Raw genomic sequence first — 23730 nt, forward strand, 5'->3', positions numbered from 1 at the left:
GCGCCGCAGGGCGGTTGCCAGTCCTTTTGCCTGAGCGTTCAGTGCTACTCAAGGGGGGTGCCCCCAGGGTGCTCGTGCGCCTTCGGCGGTTTTCGCGAGGAAAACTCTCTCCTGACACCGCTGAGTGTAACGGAAGCCGCTGTCGGCTCGATCAGGCGGCCTGGTGCTGCGGCAGCAGCATGGCGATGCGCTCGCTGATGGAGTCGGCGCGCTCGTGGCCCGCGATTTTTTCGATTTCCTCGATCATTTCGCGCGAGGCGCTGAGCATGGTCTCGCGGTCTTTGGCATTGCGCAGCGCTTCGCGAAAGCGCTCGGCCATCTCCGGGTTGCGCCGGGCGAACATGCGTTCGCAGATGTCGAACAGGAACATCCGGGTTGTGGCAAGCGAGCGCTTGCCTTCAAATTGATCGGCAGAGACCTGAATGGCCTGGGTGGTTTCGGGGCTGGGAAAGTTCTGTAACTGCGCCGGCGTGAGTGTTTGGGCGGGTGCAGGCGCAGGGTTTTTTGCCGGCGCGGACGTCTTGCCGGGATGGGCTTCCAGAAAGCCGTCGCGCAAAAGGCGCAGGGCAATGGCTTCGCCGTCGCCCTCAAACAGCGGGCGGAAGTCCTGGGCCGACTTGCTGCCGTCGGCCATCAGCAGCAGGGTGCGCTCGCGCTGGCCTAGCGTTCTCACGCCGGGCTTGAGCTCGGCACGGGCGCGGTCGGTTTTGTGGAGCTGCATGGATTTCATCCTGAAATGAAACCCCGAGCATGGCTGCTGAAAATGACAGCCTCGTGAATCCCGTCCGAAAAGCTATTTTGCGTAGACGAGATCCCGCAGAGCCAGCGACAGCTGCGGGACGTAAGTGACCACCATCAGGCAAGCCAGGATGACGAGCACAAAGGGGATCAGGTGGGTCACGATGCGGTCCAGCGATATCCTGGCGACGGTGCAGGCCGCGAACAGGTTCACGCCGAAAGGCGGTGTGATCATGCCCAGGGCAAGATTGACCACCATCACCAGCCCGAAGTGCACCGGATCGATGCCGAAATGCACAGCCACTGGCGCCAGGATGGGTGCCAGAACAATGATGGCGGCGCTGGTTTCAATGAACATGCCGATGATGAACAGCGCCGCGTTAACGCCGAGCAGGAAGAGGGCGGGCGATTGCAGCACTGCTTCCAGCCAATGGCCTATGGCGTCCGGCACGCCGGCCCGGGTGATCAGAAAGGCGAACAACCCGGCATTGGCGATGATGAACATGATCACGGCGCTGGAGAGCACCGATTTGCGCAGGATGACGTACAGGTCGGCCGGCTTGATTTCGCGGTAGATCACGGTGCCGACGACCAGCGCATAAAACACCGCCACCGCCGACGCCTCGGTCGGCGTGAAAATCCCGCCGTAAATGCCGCCCAGAATAATCACCGGCATCAGCAGCGCCCAGCTGGCCTGCCAGGTCGCCTTGCCAAAGCTCAGGCGGCCGTCGCCGTCGTGCTTGCCCCAGCCCTTCCAGCGGCAGTACAGGTGCACGAACAGCATCAGCGCGCAGCCGATCAAAAGCCCCGGGCCGAAGCCGGCGATGAAGAGTTCTCCGATCGAGACCTCGGCGCTCACGCCGTAAAGAATCATGGGGATGGATGGCGGAATGATCACGCCCAGTTCTGCGCTGGTGGCCTGCAGGGCTGCGGCGTAGGCGGTGGGGTAGCCGTGCTTGATGAGCGCCGGGATCAGGATGGCGCCTATGGCGAAAGTAGTGGCCACAGAAGAGCCCGACACGGCCGCAAAAATCATGCAGGTCAGCACGCAGGTCATGGGCAGGCCGCCCTGGACGCCGCCCACAATGCTTTTGGCGAACTCGACCAGGCGGCGCGAGATGCCGCCGGTTTCCATCAGGTTGCCGGCCAGGATGAAGAAGGGGATCGCGGCCAGCGGAAACTTGTTGATCGAGGAGAACATCTCCTTGACTGAAATCAGCATGTTGGCGTTGGACGCCTGGATACCGAAGATGGACGCCAGGCCGATGGAAACGGCCACGGAAACGGTGAGTGCAAAGCACAGCACCATGGTGGAAATCATTACCGCGGTCATACTTGGCCCCCACGCTTTTCACTTCGTGTAATGCGCGAGGCCTTGCAGGCCGCGGCTCGCGAGACGCTTCGCCTCTGTCGCCCGTCCAAGCCTGCGCAGGCAGGCTTGGAGCCGCGGGCTCCAGCCCCTCTGGGGCCGCGCCTGCGGCCCGGCAAAGCCGGTTCCGCGGCCCCTGCTTGAAGGTGAAATCCAGTTTTTGTTCTCATTGTGCGGTTTCCAATTCATTCCGCTGTGGGTCGATCAGGTTGCCGATGATGCCGATCACGCAGAACATGCCGCCGACAGGCATGGCCACATAGCCCCAAAACATGGAAATGGATTCAAGGCCGGCCATGGACTGCACACGCCCGCGAAGGGAATAGTCCCAGCCCCACCAGACGATGACTGCGACGAGGAACAGGGCGGCGAGGCAGACCAGCCAGTCCAGCACCCGCCGGATGCGAGGTGGGCTCCAGCGATAGAGCACATCCACGCTGACCATGGCGCCCTGGCGGAAAGCCGTGGGAATTCCCATAAAGACCATCCAGATCAGGCTGAGGCGGATCAGAATTTCACTCCACTCTGCAGGCTGCTCGAAGACAAAACGCGTCAGGATCTGGAACACGCCGAGCCCCGATGCGATGACCAGCATCACGCAGGCCACCAGCATGGAGAAGCCGGTGGTCCACCGTTCAAGTTGGAGAAATACTTGTTTCATGGATGCGCCGATACATGAGGAGAATTGAAAATTTCAATGAAAACGCCCGCAGACCAATGGTGGCGGGCGCAAGTAGCTACAAAAAAAGTAGCAAAATAGCTGCGGTACGGTTTACTTGTAGTTCCTGATCGCGTCGATGTTGGCTTTGCCGAACTGCTTTTCAAATTCGGCGTTGACTGGCGCCAGCGTTGCCACGAACTTCGCCTTGTCGACGTTTTCGATCACGGTCATGCCTTTGCTGCGCAGCTCGGCTACACCGTTGGCATCGTCCTGGTCCACGCGGGCCCGGTTCGCCTTGGTCGCTTCCTTGGCAGCGTCAATGAATGCCGTCTTGTCGCCAGCACTGAGCTTGTCGAAAGCTGCCTTGTTCATGACAAAAATACAGGGTGAATAAACGTGACCGGTCAGTGAAAGGTGCTTTTGCACCTGGTCGAACTTGGCGGACATGATCACAGACAGGGGATTTTCCTGGCCGTCGACCGTGCCTTGCTGCAGCGCCGTGAACACTTCGGGAAAGGCCATGGGCGTGGTGATGATGCCAAGGCCTTTGTAGGCGGCGATGTGCACCGGATTTTCCATGGTGCGCATCTTCAGTCCCTTCAGGTCCTCCGGAACTTTCACATCCCGCTTGCTGTTGGTCATGTGGCGAAAGCCGTTCTCGGCCCAGGCCAGCGCCTTAAAGCCCTTGGCATCGAATTTGGTCAGGAGATTCTGGCCGATGGGGCCGTCCAGCACGGCGCGTGCGTGCGCCTTGTCCCGGAACAGGAAGGGAACGTCGAGGATCTTGGTCTCGGGGACAAAGTTGGGTACGGGGCCGGTGGAGGAGAGGGCCAGCTCCTGGGTGCCCAGCTGCACGGCCTCGATGGATTCGCGTTCGCCGCCCAGGGCTCCGTTGTAGAAGGTCTGGACTCTGTAGCGGCCTGCTGTGCGTTTCTCGACTTCTTTGGCAAAGGTGTCGATGGCAATGCCCTGATGCGAATTCTGGGCCGTGGAAATGCTGATCTTCATGGTGGTCTGTGCATTTGCAGACGCCATGAATCCCGCTGCGAGCGTCATACCGATAATCAGTTTTGAAAGCTTCATGTTGTTTGTCTCCGTTGGGTGATCGGGCCGGGAATCCTGTGGACGACTGGGGCCGGTCCCGCATCAGGATTTTCCGACCATAAGCACACGCATTATTGCCGCGATGCACCAGCGGTTGTGCGCGGGTTTTCGCTTAAGTACGCCGCGATGATGCTTTCAAAATCACTGTCAGGCAGCAGGCCCAGCGACCGCGCGCGTGCTGCGTCGATATTGGCCGGCCAGTTGCCCACGATTCCTGCGATGACGGGGTCGTACACCCAGTCGATCAAATCCGCCACGTTCTTTCCTGCCACCCGTGCCAGGGCTTGCGCCATTTCGCCGACCGTGGTCTTGAGGGCCGGCAGATTGACGGCTGTGCGGGCACCCCATTCGGTGTCGCTGGCTTGCGCAGCGCGAATCAATCCCTCAACCGTACGGCCGGGCGACGCAAGAGCCACCGCCGTTTCGGGCGGCACAGGACACTGCGCCCTGATCCCCGCCAGGGGTTCCCGGATCATGCCGCTGAGAAAGCTCGATGCCGCACCGTTGGGTTTTCCGGGCCGTACGCTCACGGTCATCAGGCGTACGTTGCGCCCGCGTATGAAACCCTTGCGCGCGTAATCAGCCACCAGTTGCTCGCCGATAAATTTCTGGATGCCGTAGCTGTTCTGTGGTGTGGGCAGCGTTCTGTCATCGATGACCGCCGGGAGTGGTTGCTCGGGTGAATTGCCAAACACTGCAAGCGAACTGGCGAATACGACGGTGGGCGATGTATTCAGGGCACGGCACGCCTGCAGCAGCGCACGCGTGGCGTCGACATTGCTGCGCATCCCAAGGTCGAAATCCGCTTCGCATTCACCGCTGACCGCCGCCGCCAGATGGAATATCAGCGTGTCTTTTTCTGTCACCACGAGTGCTTGCGGATGACCGTCTTCCAGCAGCCGGTTCAGATCGCCGGTGATGGTTCGAATGCGGTTGTCCGCGGCCAGCGCGGCCGGGGGCGCCACCCTGTCAACCAGTGTCACTGTCCGGATGGTTTGCGGTGCGCTGCCCGCAAGAGCCAATTGCCCCGCGTCCAGAAGTTGCCGGGCCAGCCTGGCCCCGAGAAATCCGGCGCCACCGGTGATGACGATATTCATGGGTATGTTGTCTCCATTTTTTGTAGGTTACTCGCCTGCATGCCCGCACCGATCCGGTTGCCTGCGGTATGTCAGGCAGTTTAGTTCGAAGGAGGAGTCGTTCCATGCAGCCGACAGATGGTGCCGGTTTGGATGGTGCTTGGAGAAAAAGACATCGTGCAACTCCCGGGGGGCACGGCTCCTGCTCCGACATTCGAGCCGTTCAGGATTCGCCGCGGCGGCACAGTCACTGATTGGGGCGCCAGGACGCCGCCAGTGATGAGCGGCTTGGCGCCAGAATGAAATGGGCCGCTGGCTCGAGCCCCGATCCTTCAGGCTGCTACCACGGGCTTCGGATTGGTTTTCGGCTTGCCCGGCACAGTTCCCAGCAGCCACAGATTCAGGCCTGCGTGCCGGCTGATGAGCAGCGCGGATACGACAGGACCAGCAATCCCGGCGACGAGTCCCAGCGTCATCAGGACATAGGTGTCCGTGATACCCAGTTTCCTGAAGGCGATACGGCTCGCAGCCGTAAAAAAAACATGCAGCAGGTAAATCGCAAATGAGAAGGATCCAATGTAGGCCAGGGGCGCGAAACTCCAGCCACTCCGCAAAAGAAGAAAGGCACTTGAGACACCGAGCGCCAGTGCGGCGACAGAACTTCCCTGCTCGGAAAATTGCGGAAAAAGCATGGCCCCGGTAGCGGCGCAAATAAATACGGCCGCTGCTACAAGCCGGGCCTTTGGCGTTCCGATGTCAAATCGTTTGCAGGCAAGTCCGGCCAGGAAAAAAGGCAGAAGGTAAACAGCGCCGCGGGCGGCGAAATAGTTGGGAGGACTGAAGTAGTCAAACAGTACCGCGCTGAGCGCCCAGGCGACCGCAAATCCGGCCGCAGTAGAAAGTGCGTTGAGGTGTTCCAGCAGCAGAACGACCAGGAAGACAATAAAAAGCGCTTCAAGAAACCAGAAGTGCCCCACGGGCTCAATGTGCAACAGCCACCACTGGTTGACCGATGAGTTGGCGCCTGGCGTGAAGGCCTGCACGACGGCAAAAATAGTTCCCACCGTAATCAGGGGGAGCAGCAGCCGCCGGACCTTGCCTTTAATGAATTCAGCAGCATTGCCTTCATAGGGGCGAAATGCATACACATAGCCTGAGATGAAAGAGAAGAGCGGCATGCGGATATAGGCCAGCCCTTCATTGAACATCTGCAACCAGTGCCCCTCCGGAACCTTCAGGCCCACTGAGGGCGTATCCCCTACTACATGAAACAGAACCAGCAAGATGCAGGCGATGCCTCTTACCGTATCCACTTCCATGCTGCGCTTCATTTTCTTACCGGTCATCAGCCTTGCGTTCCTCTTCTTGTTTCTTTGCTGTCTTGCTCACTGCAACTGCGTGCACAAATTATGTGCGCAGCGTAGCCAATAGCTGCCACGGCTGTGCGCCAAAAGAAAGCAAACTGTTGCAAGCCGTATCGTTTTGCGAAGCAACTGCCATCAAGCGCACAGCTGTTACGTAGTTGCAACCAATACGCGCGGGGTCTGACACCTCAATTGCATGCCTGCCACCCTACACTGAGTCGTCTTGTTCCTACATCAACTGTGCCGTCTTTGGTATTGCGACTTATACCAAGCTAGACGATTCTCAGTGGGCCCCTTCTGCCACGCCTGCACACGCAGGCAGGGGGCAGAACAAAACACAGGAAGTGATATCAAGGCATGAAATCTCACGCTCCGCTTTTTAGCGAAGATCCTGCGCACTATACGGCGCTGATAACGCAGGCTACGGCCATCACCCGGCACGCCGACCTGCTCGAATGGTTGCGCGGTGACGTCCAGTATTCCCTTCCACATGACATCCTGATGGTGGGCTGGGGCGACTTTCAGGAAGGTGCTATCCAGCACGACATTCTTTCTGAATTGCCTGGCGTACGTTCTTATGCAGACGGTACAGACGGCGTGCCCTTTTTGCTTGGCCGGCTTCATGACCACTGGGTGGCGGCCGGTGGGCAGCCCTGCCTCCTCAATTTCAGCCAGTTCGAATATTTGCTCGGCAATGCGAGCTTGCCGGGCTCCTTCACCCGTACCCTGGCGGGGATGCGCTCGGTGCTCGTTCACGCGATGCATGACGAAAGGGCGCACCAGGACTGTCTGTATGCGTTTTTCCGTGCAGATGAGATTCCCAGGGAGTCTGGGCTGAAGGCCATGAGGATGCTGATGCCTGCCATTGATAACGCGCTGCGGCAGATGGCGCTGTTGCCACAGCAGCACCCGCAAGCTGTCGTTACGGTGCGCAACGGAGCCGACGACGCGTCCGGCCTGAGCGAACGTGAAACGCAAATCATGGCCTGGGTCGCCATGGGAAAAACCAATGCCGAGATTGGAACCATCCTCAACATCAGTGGCTATACGGTGAAGAATCACATGCAGCGCATATTCCAGAAGCTCAACGTATTTAACCGGGCCCAGGCTGTCTCCAGGATTACGCGGGTGAGCTTGCATGGATGATGTCAACCCGCTCAATTCAGCCTCGGCATGGCTTAACCGGCGCGAACCCCGCTCCATGGGGTTGGGTCGAAGTCATCTTTTCACCGCAGTGGAGGCCGCGCTGGACCCTCTGGTTCTGGTGTTCTCGCTCTGGGGACTGGCTTTGTTCTTTGAAGGGTCGGTGCGTCCTGCCTATCTAATTTTGTCGGTCATCGTGTTTTCGCTGACGTTTCCCGGTACCTCCCAATTGCGTTTGCCCGTGTGGAAGGTGTTCTCGAAGATTGCATTTCACTGGATATGGATTGCCGGCTTGTTGTTGCTGACGGGTTTTGCCACCGAATATTTCTATAAATTTTCCATGACGGTATTGGTTAACTGGCTATGGGTCGCGCCGGTTGCCCAGGCGGGTGCGCATGTGGCTCTGCGTGCTGCCGCTCCGCAGTTGCTGAAATTGCAGGGGGCGGTTCGGGGTGCTGTCATCGTCGGTATGAACGAGCAAGGCGTTTCTCTGGCCCGGCACATCACAGGCTCGGCGTATTCGGGCATTGATTTGAAGGGTTTTTTCGACGACCGCGGGGAGGACCGCAGGGAGTCACAGGATGACTACCAACTGGTGGGAAAAATTGACGACCTTCCGGCTTACGTCAAGCAGCACCGTATCCAGTTTATTTATCTGTCCTTGCCCATGGCATCGCGGCCGCGCATCCTGCAGGTGCTTGATGGCCTGAAGGACACCACAGCGTCGATTTATTTTGTCCCCGACATGTTCATTACCGACCTGATACAGGGCCGCAGCGATTCGGTCTGCGGGGTCACGGTGATATCTGTCTGTGATACGCCGTTCCGGGGTGTCAGCGGCGTACTGAAGCGGGCCAGCGACGTCGCGCTGTCACTGCTGATCCTGTTCCTGATTTTTCCGGTCATGCTGGTGATCGGGATCATGGTCAAGCTTGACTCTCCCGGGCCGGTTATTTTCAAGCAGCGGCGCTATGGCCTGGACGGTGAGCAGATTCTGGTCTACAAGTTCCGGTCCATGGCTGTTACCGAAGACGGTGGCACGATTCAACAGGCTCGCAAGAATGACATGCGGATCACCCGCCTGGGCGCTTTCCTGCGCAAAACCTCACTCGACGAATTACCGCAATTCATCAACGTATTGCAAGGGCGCATGAGCATCGTCGGGCCGCGCCCGCACGCCGTGGCACACAACGAAATGTATCGCTCTCTCATCAAGGGCTACATGGTTCGCCACAAGGTCAGGCCCGGCATTACCGGCTGGGCTCAGGTGAATGGGCAGCGCGGCGAAACCGACACGCTCGACAAGATGCAGTCGCGTATCGATTGCGACCTGGATTACCTGCGCAACTGGTCGCTGCAGCTCGATTTTTTCATCATTCTGAAAACGATCCGCCTGGTCTTCAAGGACAGTGCGGCTTACTAAAAGCAAAAAAAGGACAGCTGATGCCTCACCGCGACCTCCTTCCCATTCCGCTCTTGTTGCTGAGCCTGATTCCCCTGGCGGTGCGTGCCGATGAGCTTGACACCCTTCAGTTCAAGGCTGGGCAGTCCGTCACGCACGACAGCAATGTCTTCCGGTTGTCCGATACAGCGAATGCCCAGGCATTGATAGGAACCACGGACCGCGCGGACACAGTTTCGGTGACGACAGCAGGTTTTAAGATAAACAAGCCTTTCGGGCTTCAGAGATTTGAGCTCGACGCTGGGGTCGAAGACCATCATTACAGCCGCTTTTCCAATCTTGATTTCACCGCGGTGAACTATGCGGCCGCCTGGCGCTGGAGTTTTACGCCGGCCTTGCATGGCAACCTGACCTCCGATCGGCGGGAATTTGTCGACAACACGGCCGACGTCCAGAATTCAGGTCAACTCAATCGCCGGACCAACCGCTCGACCGTGTTTGATGCGGAATACGAGCTCGATGGTGCGTGGCGGCTGGTTGGCGGACTTTTCGAACGCACCAGCACCAGCAGCCAGCCCTTCACCTTTGAAGGCGACTCACGAATTCGGGGAGCCGAGGGCGGCGTACGCTATGTCTTCCCCTCGAACACTTCCATGGCTTATCGCTATAAGCGGGGCAACGGCGACTATCCGGGCCGGGTGCCGTCGCCAACGTTTGCGGGGAGCTTTACGGATACTGAGCACGAGGTTCGGCTGGACTGGGCGCCGACCGGAAAAACCACCCTGCGGGCACGCTTGTCCCACCTCGACCGCGAGCACGACGGATTGGCTGCGCGGGATTTTTCGGGTTTTACCGGCCAGCTTGATGCGACCTGGAACATCACGGCAAAGACAAGTCTTGCCGGAGGCCTGGTGCGGGAACTGGGCAGCTATCAGACTTCTACAGCCAGCTATTACGAAGGCTATCGCTTCTTTATCGCGCCGACCTGGAAGCCCAGCGAGAAGACGGCAGTTCGCCTGCGCTACGACCACGGCGCACGCGACTTCCGGGGGCCTTTGCCGGGCTTTGCCGCAACGGATCGCCACGACACCAGCAATCTGGTTTCCCTGGCACTTGAGTGGCAGGCGCTGCGTGCCCTCAAGTTGATAGCTTCAGTGCAGCGCGACAGGCGCAAATCCACTGAGCCGGGTTTTGACTACACCAGCAATGCCTTTGGTCTTTCAGCACAAGCGAGCTTTTGATGGAATCCTTCAACCAACCCCGCTTTCAGGCGCCGGCGTGGCCCCAGCCTGCGGCGTCCTTTACAGACATTTTGCTTTCCGAAAAGGCGACAACAAGATGAAATTCATGATTCGTAACTTTCCTCCGGTCTTATTGGCCTTGCTTCTGGCGATGACGGTTCCCGCGTTCGCCCAGCCGGCCGCACCAAGTCAGTCTGCTGCAGTGACGGCTCCGGTTGCGCCTGTTGCACCGGCTGCTGCCGGTGCTGCGGCTGTGCCGACCAACCAGGACTATCGCCTGGGCGCCGGCGATTCCATTGGCGTGCAGGTGTACCAGAGTCCGGATCTCTCGGTCGACGCACGGGTATCTGAAAGCGGCGTGATCAGCTATCCCCTGATTGGCAGCGTTCAGCTGGGTGGCCTGACGATTGGAGAGGCCGAGAAGAAAATTGCAGATGCCTTGCGCACCGGCGGTTTCGTCAAGGTACCGCAGGTCAACATCGTCCTGCGGCAGGTACGGGGCAATCAGGTCGCCGTGCTGGGGCAGGTAAGCCGCCCAGGCCGTTTCCCCCTGGAAACATTCAACACCCGTGTCAGCGACATGCTGGCTGCTGCCGGCGGTGTGACCCCTACGGGTGACGATGTACTGATCCTGACCGGCCAGCGTGAAGGCAAGCCGTTTCGGAAAGTGATTGATATCCCGGCACTCTTTCTGAACGAGAAATCAGATGAAGATATTGTGCTGGCGGGCGGAGACACGCTGTATGTCAACAAGGCGCCGATGTTTTATATCTACGGCGAGGCACAGCGCCCCGGACCGTATCGCATTGAGCGGGGCATGACCGTGATGCAAGCGCTTGCCCAGGGCGGCGGACCCACGGTGCGCGGCAGCGAAAACCGGCTGCGCCTGCATCGCCGCGACGCGGCGGGGAAGGTCGTGGAAACAACCCCCCGGCTCACCGACCCCGTTCGCGCCGAGGATGTGATCTATGTTCGTGAAAGCCTCTTTTAAATCATGACACTCCATCAATTCCTGCTGATCCTGCGGGCCCGTTATCGGGTTGTTGTGCTCGTCATGCTGGTGGCCATATTGGCCGCGCTGGCCGTCAGCCTCGCGCTTCCCCGCAAGTACACCGCCCAGGCCGCCGTACTGGTTGACGTGCGCTCACCTGATCCGGTTGCCGGCGGCGCGGCCTTGCCCGGCCTGGTCGCACCCAGCTATATGGCGACCCAGGTGGACATCATCGGTGGTGACCGTGTGGCCCAGCGTGTGGTGAAAATGCTCAAGCTGGATGAAGACCCACGCACCAAAGCCCGTTGGCTTGAGGCCACCGACGGACGCGGGTCGCTTGAGAGCTGGCTGGCCGAGTCCCTGCAGAAGGGCCTGGATGTGCGGCCCGCGCGCGAAAGCAACGTGATCAACATCACCTACAAGGGCAGCGATCCGGATGTCGCCGCCACTACGGCCAATACTTTTGCCCAGGCCTATCTCGATACCAACCTGTCGCTAAAGACGGAACCTGCCAAGATCTACGCCGAATGGTTTGATGACCAGACCAAGGCATCTCGCGCGAAGCTCGAAGAGGCCCAGGCGCGCCTGTCGGAGTACCAGCAGAAGGCCGGTATTGTCAGCAGCGACGAGCGTGTGGACTACGAGACCGCGAAGCTTGGGGAAATTTCCTCCCAGCTGACGACTGTGCAGGGCGAGACTACCGACAGCCAGAGCAAACGCAGCTCCCGTGGAGATACCGTCGCTGAAGTCATGCAGAGTCCGCTGATCAATGGCCTGAAGGCCGATCTTTCGCGGCTGGAGGCCAAGGTACAGGAAATCAGCGTGCGCCTCGGGGCTAACCACCCTGAGCGGCAACGCGCTGAATCCGAACTGGCCGCCGTGAAAAGCCGGCTGGCAACCGAGACAGCGCGCATCACGGCGTCTATCGAAACAACCTACCGTGTGGGCAAAGACCGGGAGCGTGAACTGCAGGCCGCGGTGGGCGCACAGAAAGCGCGTGTCCTCGAACTGAACAAGCAGCGGGATGAGCTTAATGTGTATCGCCGTGATGTGGAGTCAGCGCAACGTGCTTTTGAGGCCGTCAGCCAAAGTGCATCGCAGACACGCCTCCAGAGCCTGAGCAATCAGACCAATGTTGTGCGGCTGAACATGGCAACGCCTCCCGTCAATCCTTCGAGCCCGAAACTGTTGGTGAATCTGCTGGTCGCTGCTTTTGGCGGGACTTTGTTCGGCATTGCATGCGGATTGCTGCTGGAACTGGCCAACCGCCGGGTACGCTCTGCTGAAGACCTTGTGCAGATATTGGGCCTGCCTGTGCTGGCAAGCATTTCTTCGGATGGAGGAAGCGGCAGGCTTCCCGGTTCGCGTCGCCTGATGCTAGGCAATGGAGGGACAGCATGAATAGAAACAACGCTCCGACGATACGATCGGTTCCCCTGACAGTTCCCAGCAAACCGGCCACGGGTGCCGGCCGCTCCATGGGGACAATCCTGGTGGACGCAGGTCGGCTGTCGCCGCCGGATGCCGAACGTATTCTCCATTTTCAGCGGGACCGTGGCTTGCGCTTTGGCGATTCCGGCAAAGCCTTGGGCCTGTTGAATGACGACGATGTGCGTTTTGCCCTCTCGGTCCAGTTTGATTACCCCTACCTTGCCAATGAAACCAAGCTCAGCCGGGAGCTTGTGGCGGCTTACCAGCCGGGTAGCCAGCCGGTTGAACAGTTGCGTGCGCTGCGCAGCCAGTTGATGCTGCGCTGGTTTGACACCGGGGCCGAGCGCCGGGGATTGGCGATTGTCAGCGCCGGAGCGAAAGAAGGACGCAGCTATATCGCGGCTAACCTGGCTATCGTGTTTTCACAGCTGGGGGAACGTACTTTGCTGGTCGACGCGGACATGCGGACGCCACGGCAGCACCAGCTTTTTAACCTTGGGGCGACTGCGGGCCTGTCTGACATGCTCGCTGGCCGCGCCGGGCCGGAAGCGGTCATCAGCATACCGGCCCTGCAGGATCTGTCGGTGCTGCCTGCGGGGGTCATTCCGCCTAATCCACAGGAGCTGCTCGGGCGGCAGGAGTTTTCCAAACTGTTGCAATCATTGGGCGAAGACTTTGACGTCATCATCATCGATACACCGCCGGCCAGCGAATGCGCCGATGCGCATACGGTGGCCGTACGCGCAGGAGCTGCTCTGGTTGTGGCGAGGCAGAACATGAGTTCCATGCCGCAAATGACCCGCTTCACCCACAGCCTGCGGGAGTTCGGGGTGGCTTTGGTAGGCTCCGTGCTTAACGATGCTTGAAGAATCGGCCAGCCCCCAGCCTGTAGGCGGCCTCATGTGCGGCGGCTCCCAGAAGCCCGCCTGCGGCGTCTGCTGCCAGGTCAGACCAGCTGGCTGTCCGGCCCGGCAGGAAAGCCTGATGCAACTCATCCATGGCACCTACCATGATGGCGCTGGCTACGCAGCAAAGCGCCATGCGCCAGCCGCGCGTGCCGCTTGCAATACCGGCAGCCACGCCCACCATGCCAAAGACAAGCAGATGCGCCAGTTTGTCCCAAGGCGAAGGGAACAGCCCAACGGCAACGGGCTGTGCGCCAAGAATGTAAAGCGCTGTGGCCGTCAGGACGACGGTAATGCCCGCCAGGATGCGAAGGGTACGCAGGGGACTGCCGGTGGTTACGGTGTTCAACATGACCACGATTTTGTCATGCCGCAGGCTGAATGGGTGAGGCCGTGCTGAGTTCTTCCTTTGACGGCCCCGCTGACTGGCGCCAGCGCTGGTCGCTGCTGGTGGAAAAGATTGAGCGGGTGCAAAGCCCTGTCGACAGCCAGGTGCTGCTGGCATCCCTTAGCCATCCTGCCAGGCCGCTGGTACTGGCTTTTGCCAATGCTCATGCGATGAATTCCATGGTGGCATCGGTTCCTTTTTTTGAGGCAATGCGGTCGGCCGACCTGGTGCTCAGGGACGGCTCCGGCATGGCAACGCTGTTTAAATTGCTACGGATGCAGCCCGGTCTCAATCTCAATGGGACGGACTTCATTCCGCAATTGATCCGGGCGTTTGACGGCCGCCGCATTGCGTTGTTCGGGACACGTGATCCCTATCTGGCCAAGGGCCGGCTGCGTGTGCAGCAAGAACTGGCTCCCCACAGCCAGCTCATTGCCGCCGATGGTTTCCTGGATGTAGAGGCATACGCGCTGCTGGCAGTTCAGCATCAACCGGCGCTGATCGTGCTCGGCATGGGTATGCCCCGGCAGGAGGAAGTGGCGGCCAGGCTGCGCGCTTTGCTGGATTTCCCCTGCCTTATCGTTTGCGGCGGAGCCATCATTGACTTTCTGGGTGGAAAAACACCGCGCGCACCGATGTGGATGCAAAGGGCCGGTCTGGAGTGGTTGTTTCGCCTGGCGCTGGAGCCGCGCCGGTTGTTTCAGCGCTACGTGATAGGCAATCCGCTATTCTTAACGCGGGCCTTGCGCCTGGCCTCGCTGAACCGACGCTGATGCGGCATTCACTGCGAGCGATTGACGTTGCGGCCGCAAGTGCTGGCTTTCTTCGTCTACGGCTACCGGTGCGTAACGGTTGTCTACATCCGGTGTGCAGTTGGCTTTAACAATCTGACCGGGGTTGCCCATCACTACGCTGTAGGGGGGAACGTTCTCAAAGACATACGCTCCGCCGGCAATCCTGCTGCCTTTCCCCACGGTCACACCGCCCACCACAATCGCGTGCGGACCGATCCACACATCGTCTTCAATGACCGGGTAAACGGTGTTCCGCCGGCCCTCACTGTCAATGTAATCCCGCTGCCCGATCGTTACGCCATGAAACAGCGTGACGTTGCTGCCGATACGTGCGTTCGCATTGACGACGATGCCGCGGCCATGGGTGAGTGCAAGCCCGGGCGCAATGGCGGTTCGCCAGGGTATTTCGATTCCTGCCAGCTGGCTCGTCAGGCGGTACAGCAGTTTTGCGGGAATCATCGCGAGCCAGCGCCATGCAGGCGGAAGTTGCTGGGCTGTCTGGCAAAGACGCAAGGTGACCACCACACGAAATGCCGGATCCAGAAGGGCGCCTTTCAATGCCAGATGCCTGTCGGATCGTCCAAATTTCCGGTGAATATCGGCTTTCAGGGAAGGCATGCTATTTTTTCCATGGTTTGGCTGCTGGTTGATGCCCCGGTACAGAACCACCGGGCCGAGTCATGCACGCCGGTGCGATAAGGTGTCCACGCCAATCCCAATTGTTCCGTTGCTGCCTGCGAGTCGAGTTGAATGTGCTGTGACCACAAACGGAGTAATCCCGGTGGCAACGCATCGGGTAGCCGCCAGCCGGTGATGCCAAGCAATTTCAAAGCCCGCTCAGCTGCCTTGAGTGGCGGGCCACCTACCCAGGAGTCCACGCTCAGCTGGCGCCCGCCGATGCGTTTCACCGGCGTTGCCCTGATTTCGATAGCCAGGTCGACAAAGTAGTCGTTCCAGCGAGGACTGTCCGGCGCAGCCAGATTGAAAGCCGGCAACTCGCCTGGAGCCACCGGCAGCTGCAGTGCAACCAGCAGAGCCTGGCAAACGTCGTCCACGTGGACAAGATTGGACCAACCATCGCCTGCGATGCCAAGGTCGCCAAGACGCCCGGACTGAAGCCATCGGCCGATGCGTCCGACCCAGAGTTCACTGCCAGGACCAAAAACACAGCCTGGCCGCAGCATCACGGCTGTACCGCCGCGACGAGCAAATTCCTCCAGACTGGTTTCCGCTTCGCACTTGGCACGGCCGTACCAACCCAGGCTGGGATCACGTGGCGCACCCTCACGGATAAGGCCTTCTGCAGGGCCATAAATCGACATGGTGCTCAAATGAACAATGCGCGGACAGTTTGCCTTGAGCGCGGCGTCGACCAGGACGTGCATGCCTTCAGAAATCGACGCTGCATCGCCCGCCACGCAGTTAACAACCGCATCGAAGTTTTTTAGTGCCACCGCAAGTTGCCCGGCGTCTCGGGTATCTAGTTCCAGCCATTCGGCCCGCAACTTTTCCGTGCCGTTCGAAAGATTCTTCTGTCTGGACGCGCCCGTGGGGATCGCCCACGAAGTGCTGTGCAGCATTTCCAGCAGGCGCCTGCCGATGTGGCCTGACCCTCCCAATACCAGTACCTTCATGCGGCCTCCTTCAACTGGATCGGTGCCCGCTCTGCACGCAAGCGATGCGACAGCGTGTCGCCCAGCCGGAGCGACATGGCAATCAGGGTCAAAGTCGGATTGGCCTGGCTTGACGTAGGGAAAACGGCGCTTCCGGCTACAAACAGGTTGTGCACCGAGTGAACCTGGCAGTCGGCATTGACCACGCTGGTGCGCACGTCATTGCCCATTCGTGCGGTGCCGATGTGGTGTCCCCCGTAGGCACCGAAGCGCACGAGGTCGTCCTCAAGGGTCTGGCGGTTGTAGTCGAAGTGGGCCTTTCCGCTGCGCGCGAATTCTTCAGCCATCACGTCCAGGGTTTTGCGGACGGAGTCGATATCAGCCTGGCTGTAGCGCCAATCCACCTTCAGGCGAGGCATGCCCAGCGCATCGACAGCGCCGGCAAGTGTGACGCGGCTGTGGGCCTGGGGTATTTGCTCACCATGAACTTCAAGGCTGAAGCGGTTGGTGCGGTTGCGCAGAATCACTGACGGGAATTTGCGTTCAGCGAAGGAGCGCCTGGCCAACCAATGGGCCAGGAAAGCCGTGGTGTCCAGAGGGTCGGCCACCACATTGAGGAGATGGCGGGCGTAAGTCCCTGCCGTGGGGGCATGGCCATCGTTGAGCCGCTTTCCGTATTCGTAGCTGATCAGCTTGCGGGCCAGGAACAGCCCCGACAACACCCCGTTGCGATGCACCGGATCGGTGATGCGCGGGAAATGCAGGCGGGCGACTGCGTTGGCAAGGCCCAGGCGCCTTTGCTCGTGGGCGGCCACAGACAGCCTGCGCCTGCAATAGATGCCTTCCGGGGAAATTTCATAGCCGTGCCGCACATTGCTGACGGGCCCATGAACGGTCAGGGTGCCGACATTCCCGGCGATGTGGCACATGTAGTAGCGTCCCACCACATCATGCTGGTTGCCGACGCCTTGCGGAACGACATCCCGCGACGCCAGTAACAAACGCGCCGTTTCGAGCCCGCCCATGGCCAGTACCGTGGTATTCGGAGTCACCCAAAAGTGTGTTCCTGCCAGGGTGCGTACCTCGAGTTCCCGGATGGCCCTTCCGTCGGCGTGCAGCCGCACTGCGGTGCAGTTGGCTCCCAGCAGCACCTGGATATTGGGCGCCAGCTCAAGCCGCCGTGCATAGCGATTGCCGAAATGCGTGGGACAGGAAAACCGCTCCAGCCCATTGGTCAGCACGCGCGAACTGTCGAACCCTGCAATCATCGGACCGATTTCCGGCTCCAGGGCTTCACCCGCGTCATAAATGAACCGCCCGGCTTCCGCGAGGGCATTGGCACGCGGGTAGTAGGGCAGCAGGTCTTCGTAAGACAGTGGCCAACCGCTGTGCGGAATGTAGCTGCGGGTCTCGAAGTCAATGGGATCGAAGGGCATGCAGCGTCCGCCCCAGATCGCGGTGGATCCCCCCAGGCGCCGCTGGCGATATTTGCCGGGTGGGCTGTGCAGCCGCTCATCCGCGACTTCTCCCTCGCAGAGCGACTGGGTGGGAGCGTGCGCCTGCAGCTGCCCCGACTCCAGCAGAAGCACGGAATGCCCTTGCTCCGACAAGGTGAGCGCCAATGCAATGCCCGCAGGGCCGCCACCCACTACGCAGACGTCCGCCTGAAGGCGGCTGCCGGCCTGAATGTCATTGGCCTGCGTGATCATAGGTGGGTGTCCGGGACAGATTTGGCGGTGGTGCGCAGCGGTTGGGCTGCTACGCCGAAATTGCGCTGGTGGATGCGCGCAACGCTGGCAAAGAAACGGGCAAGGGAAAAGTTCTGTTCGTAAAGTGCCCGGCCGTTGCGCTCCAGTGAAGTCCTCAGCGCAGGCTCGTTCAGCACCCGCTGCAGGCCCCTGGCAATACCGGCTGCGTCGCCAGCCTGCACAAAGCACGCATTGACCCCATCGGTCAACACGGAAGGTATTTCGCCTACCGGGCTGCAGACCACCGCAACGCCGTTGGCCATGGCCTCCAGGATGACCAGTGGCAGGCCCTCGTCGTAAGAAGGCAATACCAGGACATCGGCGCGAGCCATCAGGCGTGCGACCTGCTGCTGGTCGGACCAGCCGGCAAAATCAAGCAGTGCTTCGATGCCCAGTTGCTTTGCCTTTATCCGGTAGGCTTCGATATCGCCGCCGCCGGCCAGAATCACTTCGGTTCGTGAGGCATCAAATCCCGGGAGCGCCAGCGCCTGCAAAAGATCCGATACCCCCTTGCGCTCCGACAGGTTTCCCAAAAAGAGCACGCGCTGCACGATTTGTTCCGAGGCTATGCGCCGTGCATGGGTAGGTTCGGGAACACCGTTGATAACGATCTCCACGCGATTGGCCGGCACGCCGAGTTCTTCGACCACAAAACGCCGTGCGGATGATCCCAGCACCACACAACTGGCCGGCAGCGAAAATACCCAGCGCGTCAGCATCTGCAGCGGACGGGGCAACGACCGGTAGAAATGATGCAGCTGCGCAGCGTGCAAATGAAGCACCACCGGAATACCGAGGGCGCGGCAGACAATGATGATCACGCTCTTGCGAAAGAGGCTCAACCGCTCGGCCATGTTCACATGGACACCCGCCAGCCGGCCGTTGAGTTTTCCGCGCACTATTCTGGCCATGGCAGTTGCCAGCACCCAAAGTGAATACAGCGCGTTGGCGCCGCCGCGGGTGTCAAGCGGACGGAGTTCCGCCGCATCGGCAGGGGCGGAAAACGCCTGGGCCTGAATCAGGTAGTCCGCGACCTTGAACATGCCGCCGCCTTTGGGCGTCCAGGGACACGCAAGGTAGATATAGCGCCCCTCGCGTTCTCGTGCGGCCGAATGCGGCAGCGATTCACTTCTCATAATTACTTTCCTGTACCTTGATAAGAAAGACCGGGCTTTCTAAAGAGTGCGCGCTTGAAGAAGGTGGTCATGGGACGCTCCAGCCACACGTACGAGATGCAGCCTGCAACCACCACGGCCGTGCCCACAGCAAGCACGATGGCCAGGCTGTCCTGCACGCCCAGTTTTTTCAGCGCCAGCACACCGGCCGGTACCACGAAGGTGTGCGAGAGATAGATGGAATAGGAAGCGTCACCCAGGAAAGACAGGCGGGAAGCCAGTGGCGCACGCAAGGTCCATGGCTCGAGCCAGATTGACCCGAGGACGACCAGCGCAGCACCGCAGCCCCATGTGGCGAAACGGTCGGCCGAGTGCCCCCAGTCAGGGATAAACATGAACATCACGCCAGCGGCGATGACGATTAGGCCGACTCCTGGCGATGCATGCCGGAAATGCAAAAAGGCATAGGCAATGCAGACCCCAAGAATGAACTCAAAAACAATGCTCTGGGCGTAGAAACCCAGCACCACCGAGTCCGGTACATACCGCCCAGCCGTGAAAATCAGCAGAAAAACCAGCAAACAAAACCGGATGCGTGGTGCGCCCAGCGCAATGGCTGCCGCAAAAACCGCATAAAAAAGCATTTCAAAATTCAATGTCCAGCCGACGGGCAGCGCGGGCAATACGAGGCCCCACGGGCTCACGGCAGGGATGAACAAAAGGGAGGCGGCCAGATGCCCGGGCTCGACGGACGCGCGGGACGCGAGGGTCGGCAAAGCCAGCAAGAGGACGACCTTCAACAAGGTATAGAACCAGTAGAGCGGCGCGATCCTCAGCAAGCGCCTTCGCATGAACACCCAGGCGGCATTGACCCGGGACGCAGCGTCGGAAGGCAATGCCGACGTTGACATGGCCATGACAAAACCGCTGATGACGAAGAAGATGTCCACTCCTGCGGAGCCGTCTGCCCAATAGTGGGTTGGCCCGGTTCCGCCGATGTGGATGGAGATCGCCTGGGTAATGTGCATGACCACGACAAGCATGGCCGCGGCAAATCTCAGAATCTGTATGCCCGTGAATTGCTGCGTCGCCCGTTGCTTCTGCAGGCTTCCATCTGGGCCGCTCAATGCGCGCTCCCCTGAATTACCTGGCGAGGCGCCATTGAGAAGTCCTTGAGTACCCGGCTCGCGATGGCCTCGCCAGCCGGGCGTTGCCGGCGAAGCAGGCCGCGTATGAGGCCTGCGGCATTGAAGCACCATGAGATCACCGAATACAGCGCCTTGGTGACAGACCGTTTTCGCCAGGTCATCAGCAACACCGGCGCCGTGACGATGATGCAAAAGAATGCCATGCGCAGGGGAGCCGACACCGGCCAGAATACCAGGCTGGCCATGACCGCCCACCAGCCCAGGACGGCCAGGTACAGGCGCAGTTCCCGCAGGCCCTGCAGCGCCAGATGCAGTCGGGGCTGGCCGGCGGCAGCGCGGACCAGTTCGCCCAGCCCGCAGATATAGCGGGTGCTCCAGCGCCGCATCAACAAGCGATAGGGTGGTGCATCGTGGCCAAAGTGATTGGCGGCATCCACCGGCAGGCGCCACAGGTGCCAGCCGAGAGCGCGCAGCCTGATGGCCAGGTCAAACTCTTCATAGCTGTGCAGGTTACGGTCGGAAAGATAGCCCGCGGCCTCAATGGCTGTGCGACGGTAAAGGCCTCCGCCGTCGAGCCGGTCGACCTTGCCAGGCAGCAGGTGCGGCGAGGCGCGTTCTCCACGCGACAGGTATTCCAGGCTCTCGGTGTTTTGCTCCACCACGCGTCCGCCGACGCCTGCGACGTCCTCATGGGCATCCAGAAAATCGAGTGCTTTCTCAAGAAAGCCTTCCTGCATCTGCATGTCGCCATCGAGGATATAAATAAAGTCGCCATGCGAATGCTGGTAGCCCAGTTGCGGGCCCACGCCGCAGCAGCGCTCGTTGGGATTGGCCAGCTGGACGATACGGATGGGGTAAGTACATGCCAGTTCCACTGTGCTGTCGGTCGAGCAGGAGTCCGCAAGAATGACCTCTCCGCCCACGGCGGAAACAGCGCGCAGCGCACTCTCGATGGTCGCCCGGATGCGTTTTTCCTCATTCAGTGCCTTGATGACCACGGAGACCCGGCAGGAATGCCAGAGAGGGATGATTTTGCGGGGTGATTTGGGGTTCATTTTTTATCCTGCTTCGGCCGGACTGCCGGTGTGAACCGTCCGGCGCGTGCGCCAAAGCTGCCAGTTTTTTACCACCTGGCCCGGCATGAAAAGCATGGCCGCCGTCAGCCACCACCGTCTTCCGGTAGCCGCGCGGTGGGCGCGCACCAGCCAGTCGAAGCCCTCACGGCGGCTTCCGGATGCCAGTGCCTGCCGTGCCAGCGTCAACTCGTGTTGCGCCACAAGCCACAGTGCAGACCGGCGTTGCATGATGGTCATGGTCCCTGAAAGTGCACGTTCCCGCATGCGTTCCAGAAACGGTGGCATGGCCAGGTCGGGGTGATATGTTGTCAGGCCGCCTTCCACCGCCAGCCGATACGCCATCAAGGGCGACCGGACTAGCGCAACGGGGGTCTTCTCAGCCAGACGGAACCATAGATCCAGGTCTTCGCCGTGCGACTCTCCCGAAGGAAAGCATGGCTGCATTTGCCGCAAGCGCGTGCTTCGCACGGACACCGCGCTGGTGCACAGCGACGGCGCGCTCATCCAGCGCCGCGGCAGATCGGTGATGAGTTCCACTTCCGGTTGATCTGCCAGCACTGGCCAGTTCGGCGGCCACATGGTGTGGGTATCGGGAACCGGCAGGAAGTCGGTGGCCACCGTGTCGACCTGCGGGTAACGCGCCTGCGTCCACAGAAGGGTTTCCAGGTACTGGGGATGGTGCCAGTCATCGGCGTCGAGAAAGGAAACCCATTCGCCTTTTGCCAGAGAAATTCCCAGGTTCCGGGCGGCGGAAACACCGGCATTGGCCTGGCGCACCAGGCGCAACCGCGGGTCAGGTATGAACGTTACCAGTTCCGCACCGCCGTCGGTGGAACCGTCGTCCACCACAATGACCTCAAAATCCGAGAAGGTTTGTGCCAGCACCGACGCGATGGTGTCGTTGATGTACGGTGCCTTGTTGTAAAGCGGAATGACAATCGAAAATTTCATGGTCGGGCTCGAGAGGTAGCCGGGGACGGATGGAAGTTCCCGGCGAAGCGGGGCATGGCGCCTTCCGGCAAGCTTGCCGGCTGCGCTCTGCGGGCATGGGCTTCGCGCGCTGCAGCGGCCAGTGTCATCAGCAAAAGCACGTGGGTAGTGAGCTCGGGGCCGTAACCGAAGAGCAGCAGCGGCACTTCACTGATGGCGCGCAGTGCCAGCGCCACGAACAACGCCAGTGAAAGGCCGCCGCTGGCACGTGCATAGCGGATGGACAGGACCAGCAGCACCAGTGCGTACAACACCAATGCAGCGGCACCCACCGTGCCGGAGCGCGATAACGTGTCCATAAACTGGTTGTGCGCGTGGGTCGCATTGGGCATACCGATGCTTTCACGGAAACTGACATCCCACAGGGTGGGTCCGTAGCCGAACGCAGGGTTGCGCTGCCATTCGTCGTAGGCAATTGCCCAGATCTGATCACGGCCGGTCATGGACGCGAGTTGCGCGCCCTGGGCGCTGTCAAAGAAGCTGGACAGACGCGCATCGATATCGCCAAACATCAGCACCAACGTGACGCCGGCCACCGCAACCATGAACCCCACCAACGAGACGATGCCGAATTCCGGCCGCACCGGGTCAGTGGCGCGGCGCAGAAACGCGGGCCCCTGGCGTACAGCAAGAATGCAGGCGGAGCACAGGGTAAAAGAAATCCAGGCTGTTTTGGATTGAGCGAGAAAAAGGACAAGGAGCCCCATTCCCCACGCCAGGCGATTCAGCCAGACGCTCTGCAGAGGACGCGCGAGAAGACACAGCAAGCCCAGCTGAGCCAGCATGCCGAGTGACACGGCATGTGCAGCCAGCCCTGCCAGCCGCGGTACACCAGGCAGCAAGCCCTGTGTATAGGAGAGGTCCAGCACCAGCGTTGGCTTGAAAGGGATCAGCAGCAAGCCCGCTGCCATAAAGAGCAGCAGGGCGTTGCGAGCCGCCTTGAATGCGAGGTCTCTTTCCATGCTGGTGGCAAGCACTGCCGCGATGCCGATGAGCAGCGGGTACACGTAATCGTGTGACACATGCGGATGCAGGCCCAGAAGAGCCGGTGAGGCCACCGTGCCTGCCCAGAAAAGAACAAAGGTGATCAACATCACCGGGGGGGCCTGCACCGTCTTGTCGCGTTGAAGCCAGTGCGTGATGATGCGTTCCCCCGCCAGCGTGAGCAGCAAGAGGGAAACCAGCGGCTGCGCCAAAGCCACCAACGGGTGGCGCACCACCACCGCAACTTCGTCCAATTTAAATGCACTGCTGGAGAGGTCGCGCCCCGAGAGGAAATTGTTCAGGGCCACCATTGCCAGGATGGCGTAGAAAATGACATGCATGTACCCGTGCGCACGGCGTGACGTGACATGAACTGCACCCGCCATGCCCAGCGTCGCCAAAAGCGCCGCCAAAATGGCACCGGCAACCAGAACCGAAATAACGATGGG

22 protein-coding genes and 1 riboswitch are annotated in these 23730 nt (G+C 60.3%); of the genes, 7 read left to right on the plus strand and 15 right to left on the minus strand.

The window, feature by feature from the left end:
• Positions 1–8: 8 nt before the first annotated feature.
• Positions 9–124, minus strand: a riboswitch (glycine riboswitch).
• A gap of 27 nt (positions 125–151) precedes the next feature.
• From AC1DY9_RS01775 to AC1DY9_RS01800, 6 genes are all read right to left on the minus strand, one after another.
• The gene (locus tag AC1DY9_RS01775; RefSeq protein WP_477665657.1) at positions 152–721 is read right to left on the minus strand and encodes a hypothetical protein; all 570 of its coding nucleotides are present in this window, start codon (positions 719–721) and stop codon (positions 152–154) included.
• A 72-nt stretch (positions 722–793) separates the two neighbouring features.
• The gene (locus AC1DY9_RS01780; RefSeq protein ID WP_477665658.1) at positions 794–2071 is read right to left on the minus strand and encodes a TRAP transporter large permease; all 1278 of its coding nucleotides are present in this window, start codon (positions 2069–2071) and stop codon (positions 794–796) included.
• Positions 2072–2273: 202 nt separating this feature from the next.
• Entirely contained in the window at positions 2274–2768 is a 495-nt protein-coding gene (locus AC1DY9_RS01785; RefSeq protein ID WP_477665659.1) for a TRAP transporter small permease, read from the minus strand.
• A gap of 111 nt (positions 2769–2879) precedes the next feature.
• On the minus strand, positions 2880–3851 hold the full coding sequence (locus AC1DY9_RS01790; RefSeq protein ID WP_457280140.1) for a TRAP transporter substrate-binding protein: 972 nt from the start codon (positions 3849–3851) through the stop codon (positions 2880–2882).
• 92 nt (positions 3852–3943) lie between these two features.
• Positions 3944–4969 carry a D-erythronate dehydrogenase gene (gene denD / locus AC1DY9_RS01795; protein WP_477665660.1) on the minus strand — a complete coding sequence of 342 codons (1026 nt, stop codon included), beginning with the start codon at positions 4967–4969 and terminating at the stop codon, positions 3944–3946.
• A gap of 311 nt (positions 4970–5280) precedes the next feature.
• Positions 5281–6294, minus strand: coding sequence for an acyltransferase family protein (locus AC1DY9_RS01800; RefSeq protein ID WP_457280142.1), 1014 nt, complete (start codon positions 6292–6294; stop codon positions 5281–5283).
• A gap of 375 nt (positions 6295–6669) precedes the next feature.
• Here AC1DY9_RS01800 and epsA point away from each other — a divergent pair, with 375 nt between their 5' ends.
• From epsA to epsG, 6 genes are all read left to right on the plus strand, one after another.
• Positions 6670–7458 (plus strand): XrtB/PEP-CTERM-associated transcriptional regulator EpsA, encoded by a 789-nt coding sequence (gene epsA, locus AC1DY9_RS01805; protein ID WP_477665661.1) that lies wholly within the window; start codon positions 6670–6672, stop codon positions 7456–7458.
• The gene (locus tag AC1DY9_RS01810) at positions 7451–8878 is read left to right on the plus strand and encodes an undecaprenyl-phosphate glucose phosphotransferase (protein ID WP_457280144.1); all 1428 of its coding nucleotides are present in this window, start codon (positions 7451–7453) and stop codon (positions 8876–8878) included. Before epsA ends, AC1DY9_RS01810 begins: the two co-directional genes overlap by 8 nt.
• Positions 8879–8898: 20 nt before the next feature.
• Positions 8899–10098, plus strand: a complete 1200-nt coding sequence (gene epsL, locus AC1DY9_RS01815) for an XrtB/PEP-CTERM-associated polysaccharide biosynthesis outer membrane protein EpsL (RefSeq protein WP_457280145.1) — start codon at positions 8899–8901, stop codon at positions 10096–10098.
• A gap of 106 nt (positions 10099–10204) precedes the next feature.
• On the plus strand, positions 10205–11089 hold the full coding sequence (gene epsE / locus AC1DY9_RS01820) for a polysaccharide export protein EpsE (protein ID WP_457280962.1): 885 nt from the start codon (positions 10205–10207) through the stop codon (positions 11087–11089).
• 3 nt (positions 11090–11092) lie between these two features.
• Complete coding sequence (gene epsF, locus AC1DY9_RS01825) at positions 11093–12490, plus strand: chain length determinant protein EpsF (protein ID WP_457280146.1); 1398 nt, start codon at positions 11093–11095, stop codon at positions 12488–12490.
• Positions 12487–13386, plus strand: coding sequence for a chain length determinant protein tyrosine kinase EpsG (epsG, locus tag AC1DY9_RS01830; RefSeq protein ID WP_457280147.1), 900 nt, complete (start codon positions 12487–12489; stop codon positions 13384–13386). Before epsF ends, epsG begins: the two co-directional genes overlap by 4 nt.
• Here the strand turns inward: epsG and AC1DY9_RS01835 are convergent.
• Complete coding sequence (locus AC1DY9_RS01835; protein ID WP_457280148.1) at positions 13373–13777, minus strand: VanZ family protein; 405 nt, start codon at positions 13775–13777, stop codon at positions 13373–13375. The genes epsG and AC1DY9_RS01835 overlap by 14 nt on opposite strands.
• Before the next feature lie 41 nt (positions 13778–13818).
• Between AC1DY9_RS01835 and AC1DY9_RS01840 the strand changes: the two genes are divergently transcribed.
• On the plus strand, positions 13819–14586 hold the full coding sequence (locus tag AC1DY9_RS01840) for a WecB/TagA/CpsF family glycosyltransferase (RefSeq protein WP_457280149.1): 768 nt from the start codon (positions 13819–13821) through the stop codon (positions 14584–14586).
• On the opposite strand, the gene AC1DY9_RS01845 is transcribed toward AC1DY9_RS01840, so the two are convergent.
• Genes AC1DY9_RS01845 through AC1DY9_RS01880 form a run of 8 tightly spaced genes read right to left on the minus strand, consistent with a single transcriptional unit; the run spans position 14545 to position 23622 of the window.
• Positions 14545–15225, minus strand: a complete 681-nt coding sequence (locus AC1DY9_RS01845; RefSeq protein ID WP_457280150.1) for a serine acetyltransferase — start codon at positions 15223–15225, stop codon at positions 14545–14547. The two genes, AC1DY9_RS01840 and AC1DY9_RS01845, sit on opposite strands and share 42 nt — an antisense overlap.
• The gene (locus AC1DY9_RS01850; protein WP_457280151.1) at positions 15213–16241 is read right to left on the minus strand and encodes an NAD-dependent epimerase/dehydratase family protein; all 1029 of its coding nucleotides are present in this window, start codon (positions 16239–16241) and stop codon (positions 15213–15215) included. Before AC1DY9_RS01850 ends, AC1DY9_RS01845 begins: the two co-directional genes overlap by 13 nt.
• Positions 16238–17929, minus strand: coding sequence for an FAD-dependent oxidoreductase (locus tag AC1DY9_RS01855; protein WP_457280152.1), 1692 nt, complete (start codon positions 17927–17929; stop codon positions 16238–16240). The genes AC1DY9_RS01850 and AC1DY9_RS01855 overlap by 4 nt, the downstream gene beginning before the upstream one ends.
• Positions 17926–19104, minus strand: a complete 1179-nt coding sequence (locus AC1DY9_RS01860; protein WP_457280153.1) for a glycosyltransferase family 4 protein — start codon at positions 19102–19104, stop codon at positions 17926–17928. The genes AC1DY9_RS01855 and AC1DY9_RS01860 overlap by 4 nt, the downstream gene beginning before the upstream one ends.
• A 2-nt stretch (positions 19105–19106) precedes the next feature.
• Positions 19107–20210, minus strand: a complete 1104-nt coding sequence (locus AC1DY9_RS01865; protein WP_477665662.1) for an acyltransferase family protein — start codon at positions 20208–20210, stop codon at positions 19107–19109.
• Positions 20207–21286, minus strand: a complete 1080-nt coding sequence (locus tag AC1DY9_RS01870) for a glycosyltransferase family 2 protein (protein ID WP_457280155.1) — start codon at positions 21284–21286, stop codon at positions 20207–20209. The genes AC1DY9_RS01865 and AC1DY9_RS01870 overlap by 4 nt, the downstream gene beginning before the upstream one ends.
• A gap of 3 nt (positions 21287–21289) precedes the next feature.
• A complete protein-coding gene (locus AC1DY9_RS01875; protein ID WP_457280156.1) occupies positions 21290–22258 on the minus strand; it encodes a glycosyltransferase family 2 protein in 969 nt (322 codons plus the stop codon).
• Positions 22255–23622: an O-antigen ligase family protein gene (locus AC1DY9_RS01880; protein WP_457280157.1), complete on the minus strand. Its 1368-nt coding sequence runs from the start codon at positions 23620–23622 to the stop codon at positions 22255–22257. The genes AC1DY9_RS01875 and AC1DY9_RS01880 overlap by 4 nt, the downstream gene beginning before the upstream one ends.
• Positions 23623–23730: the final 108 nt, after the last annotated feature.

The sequence above is a fragment of the Polaromonas sp. P1_F6 genome (genome assembly GCF_056405695.1).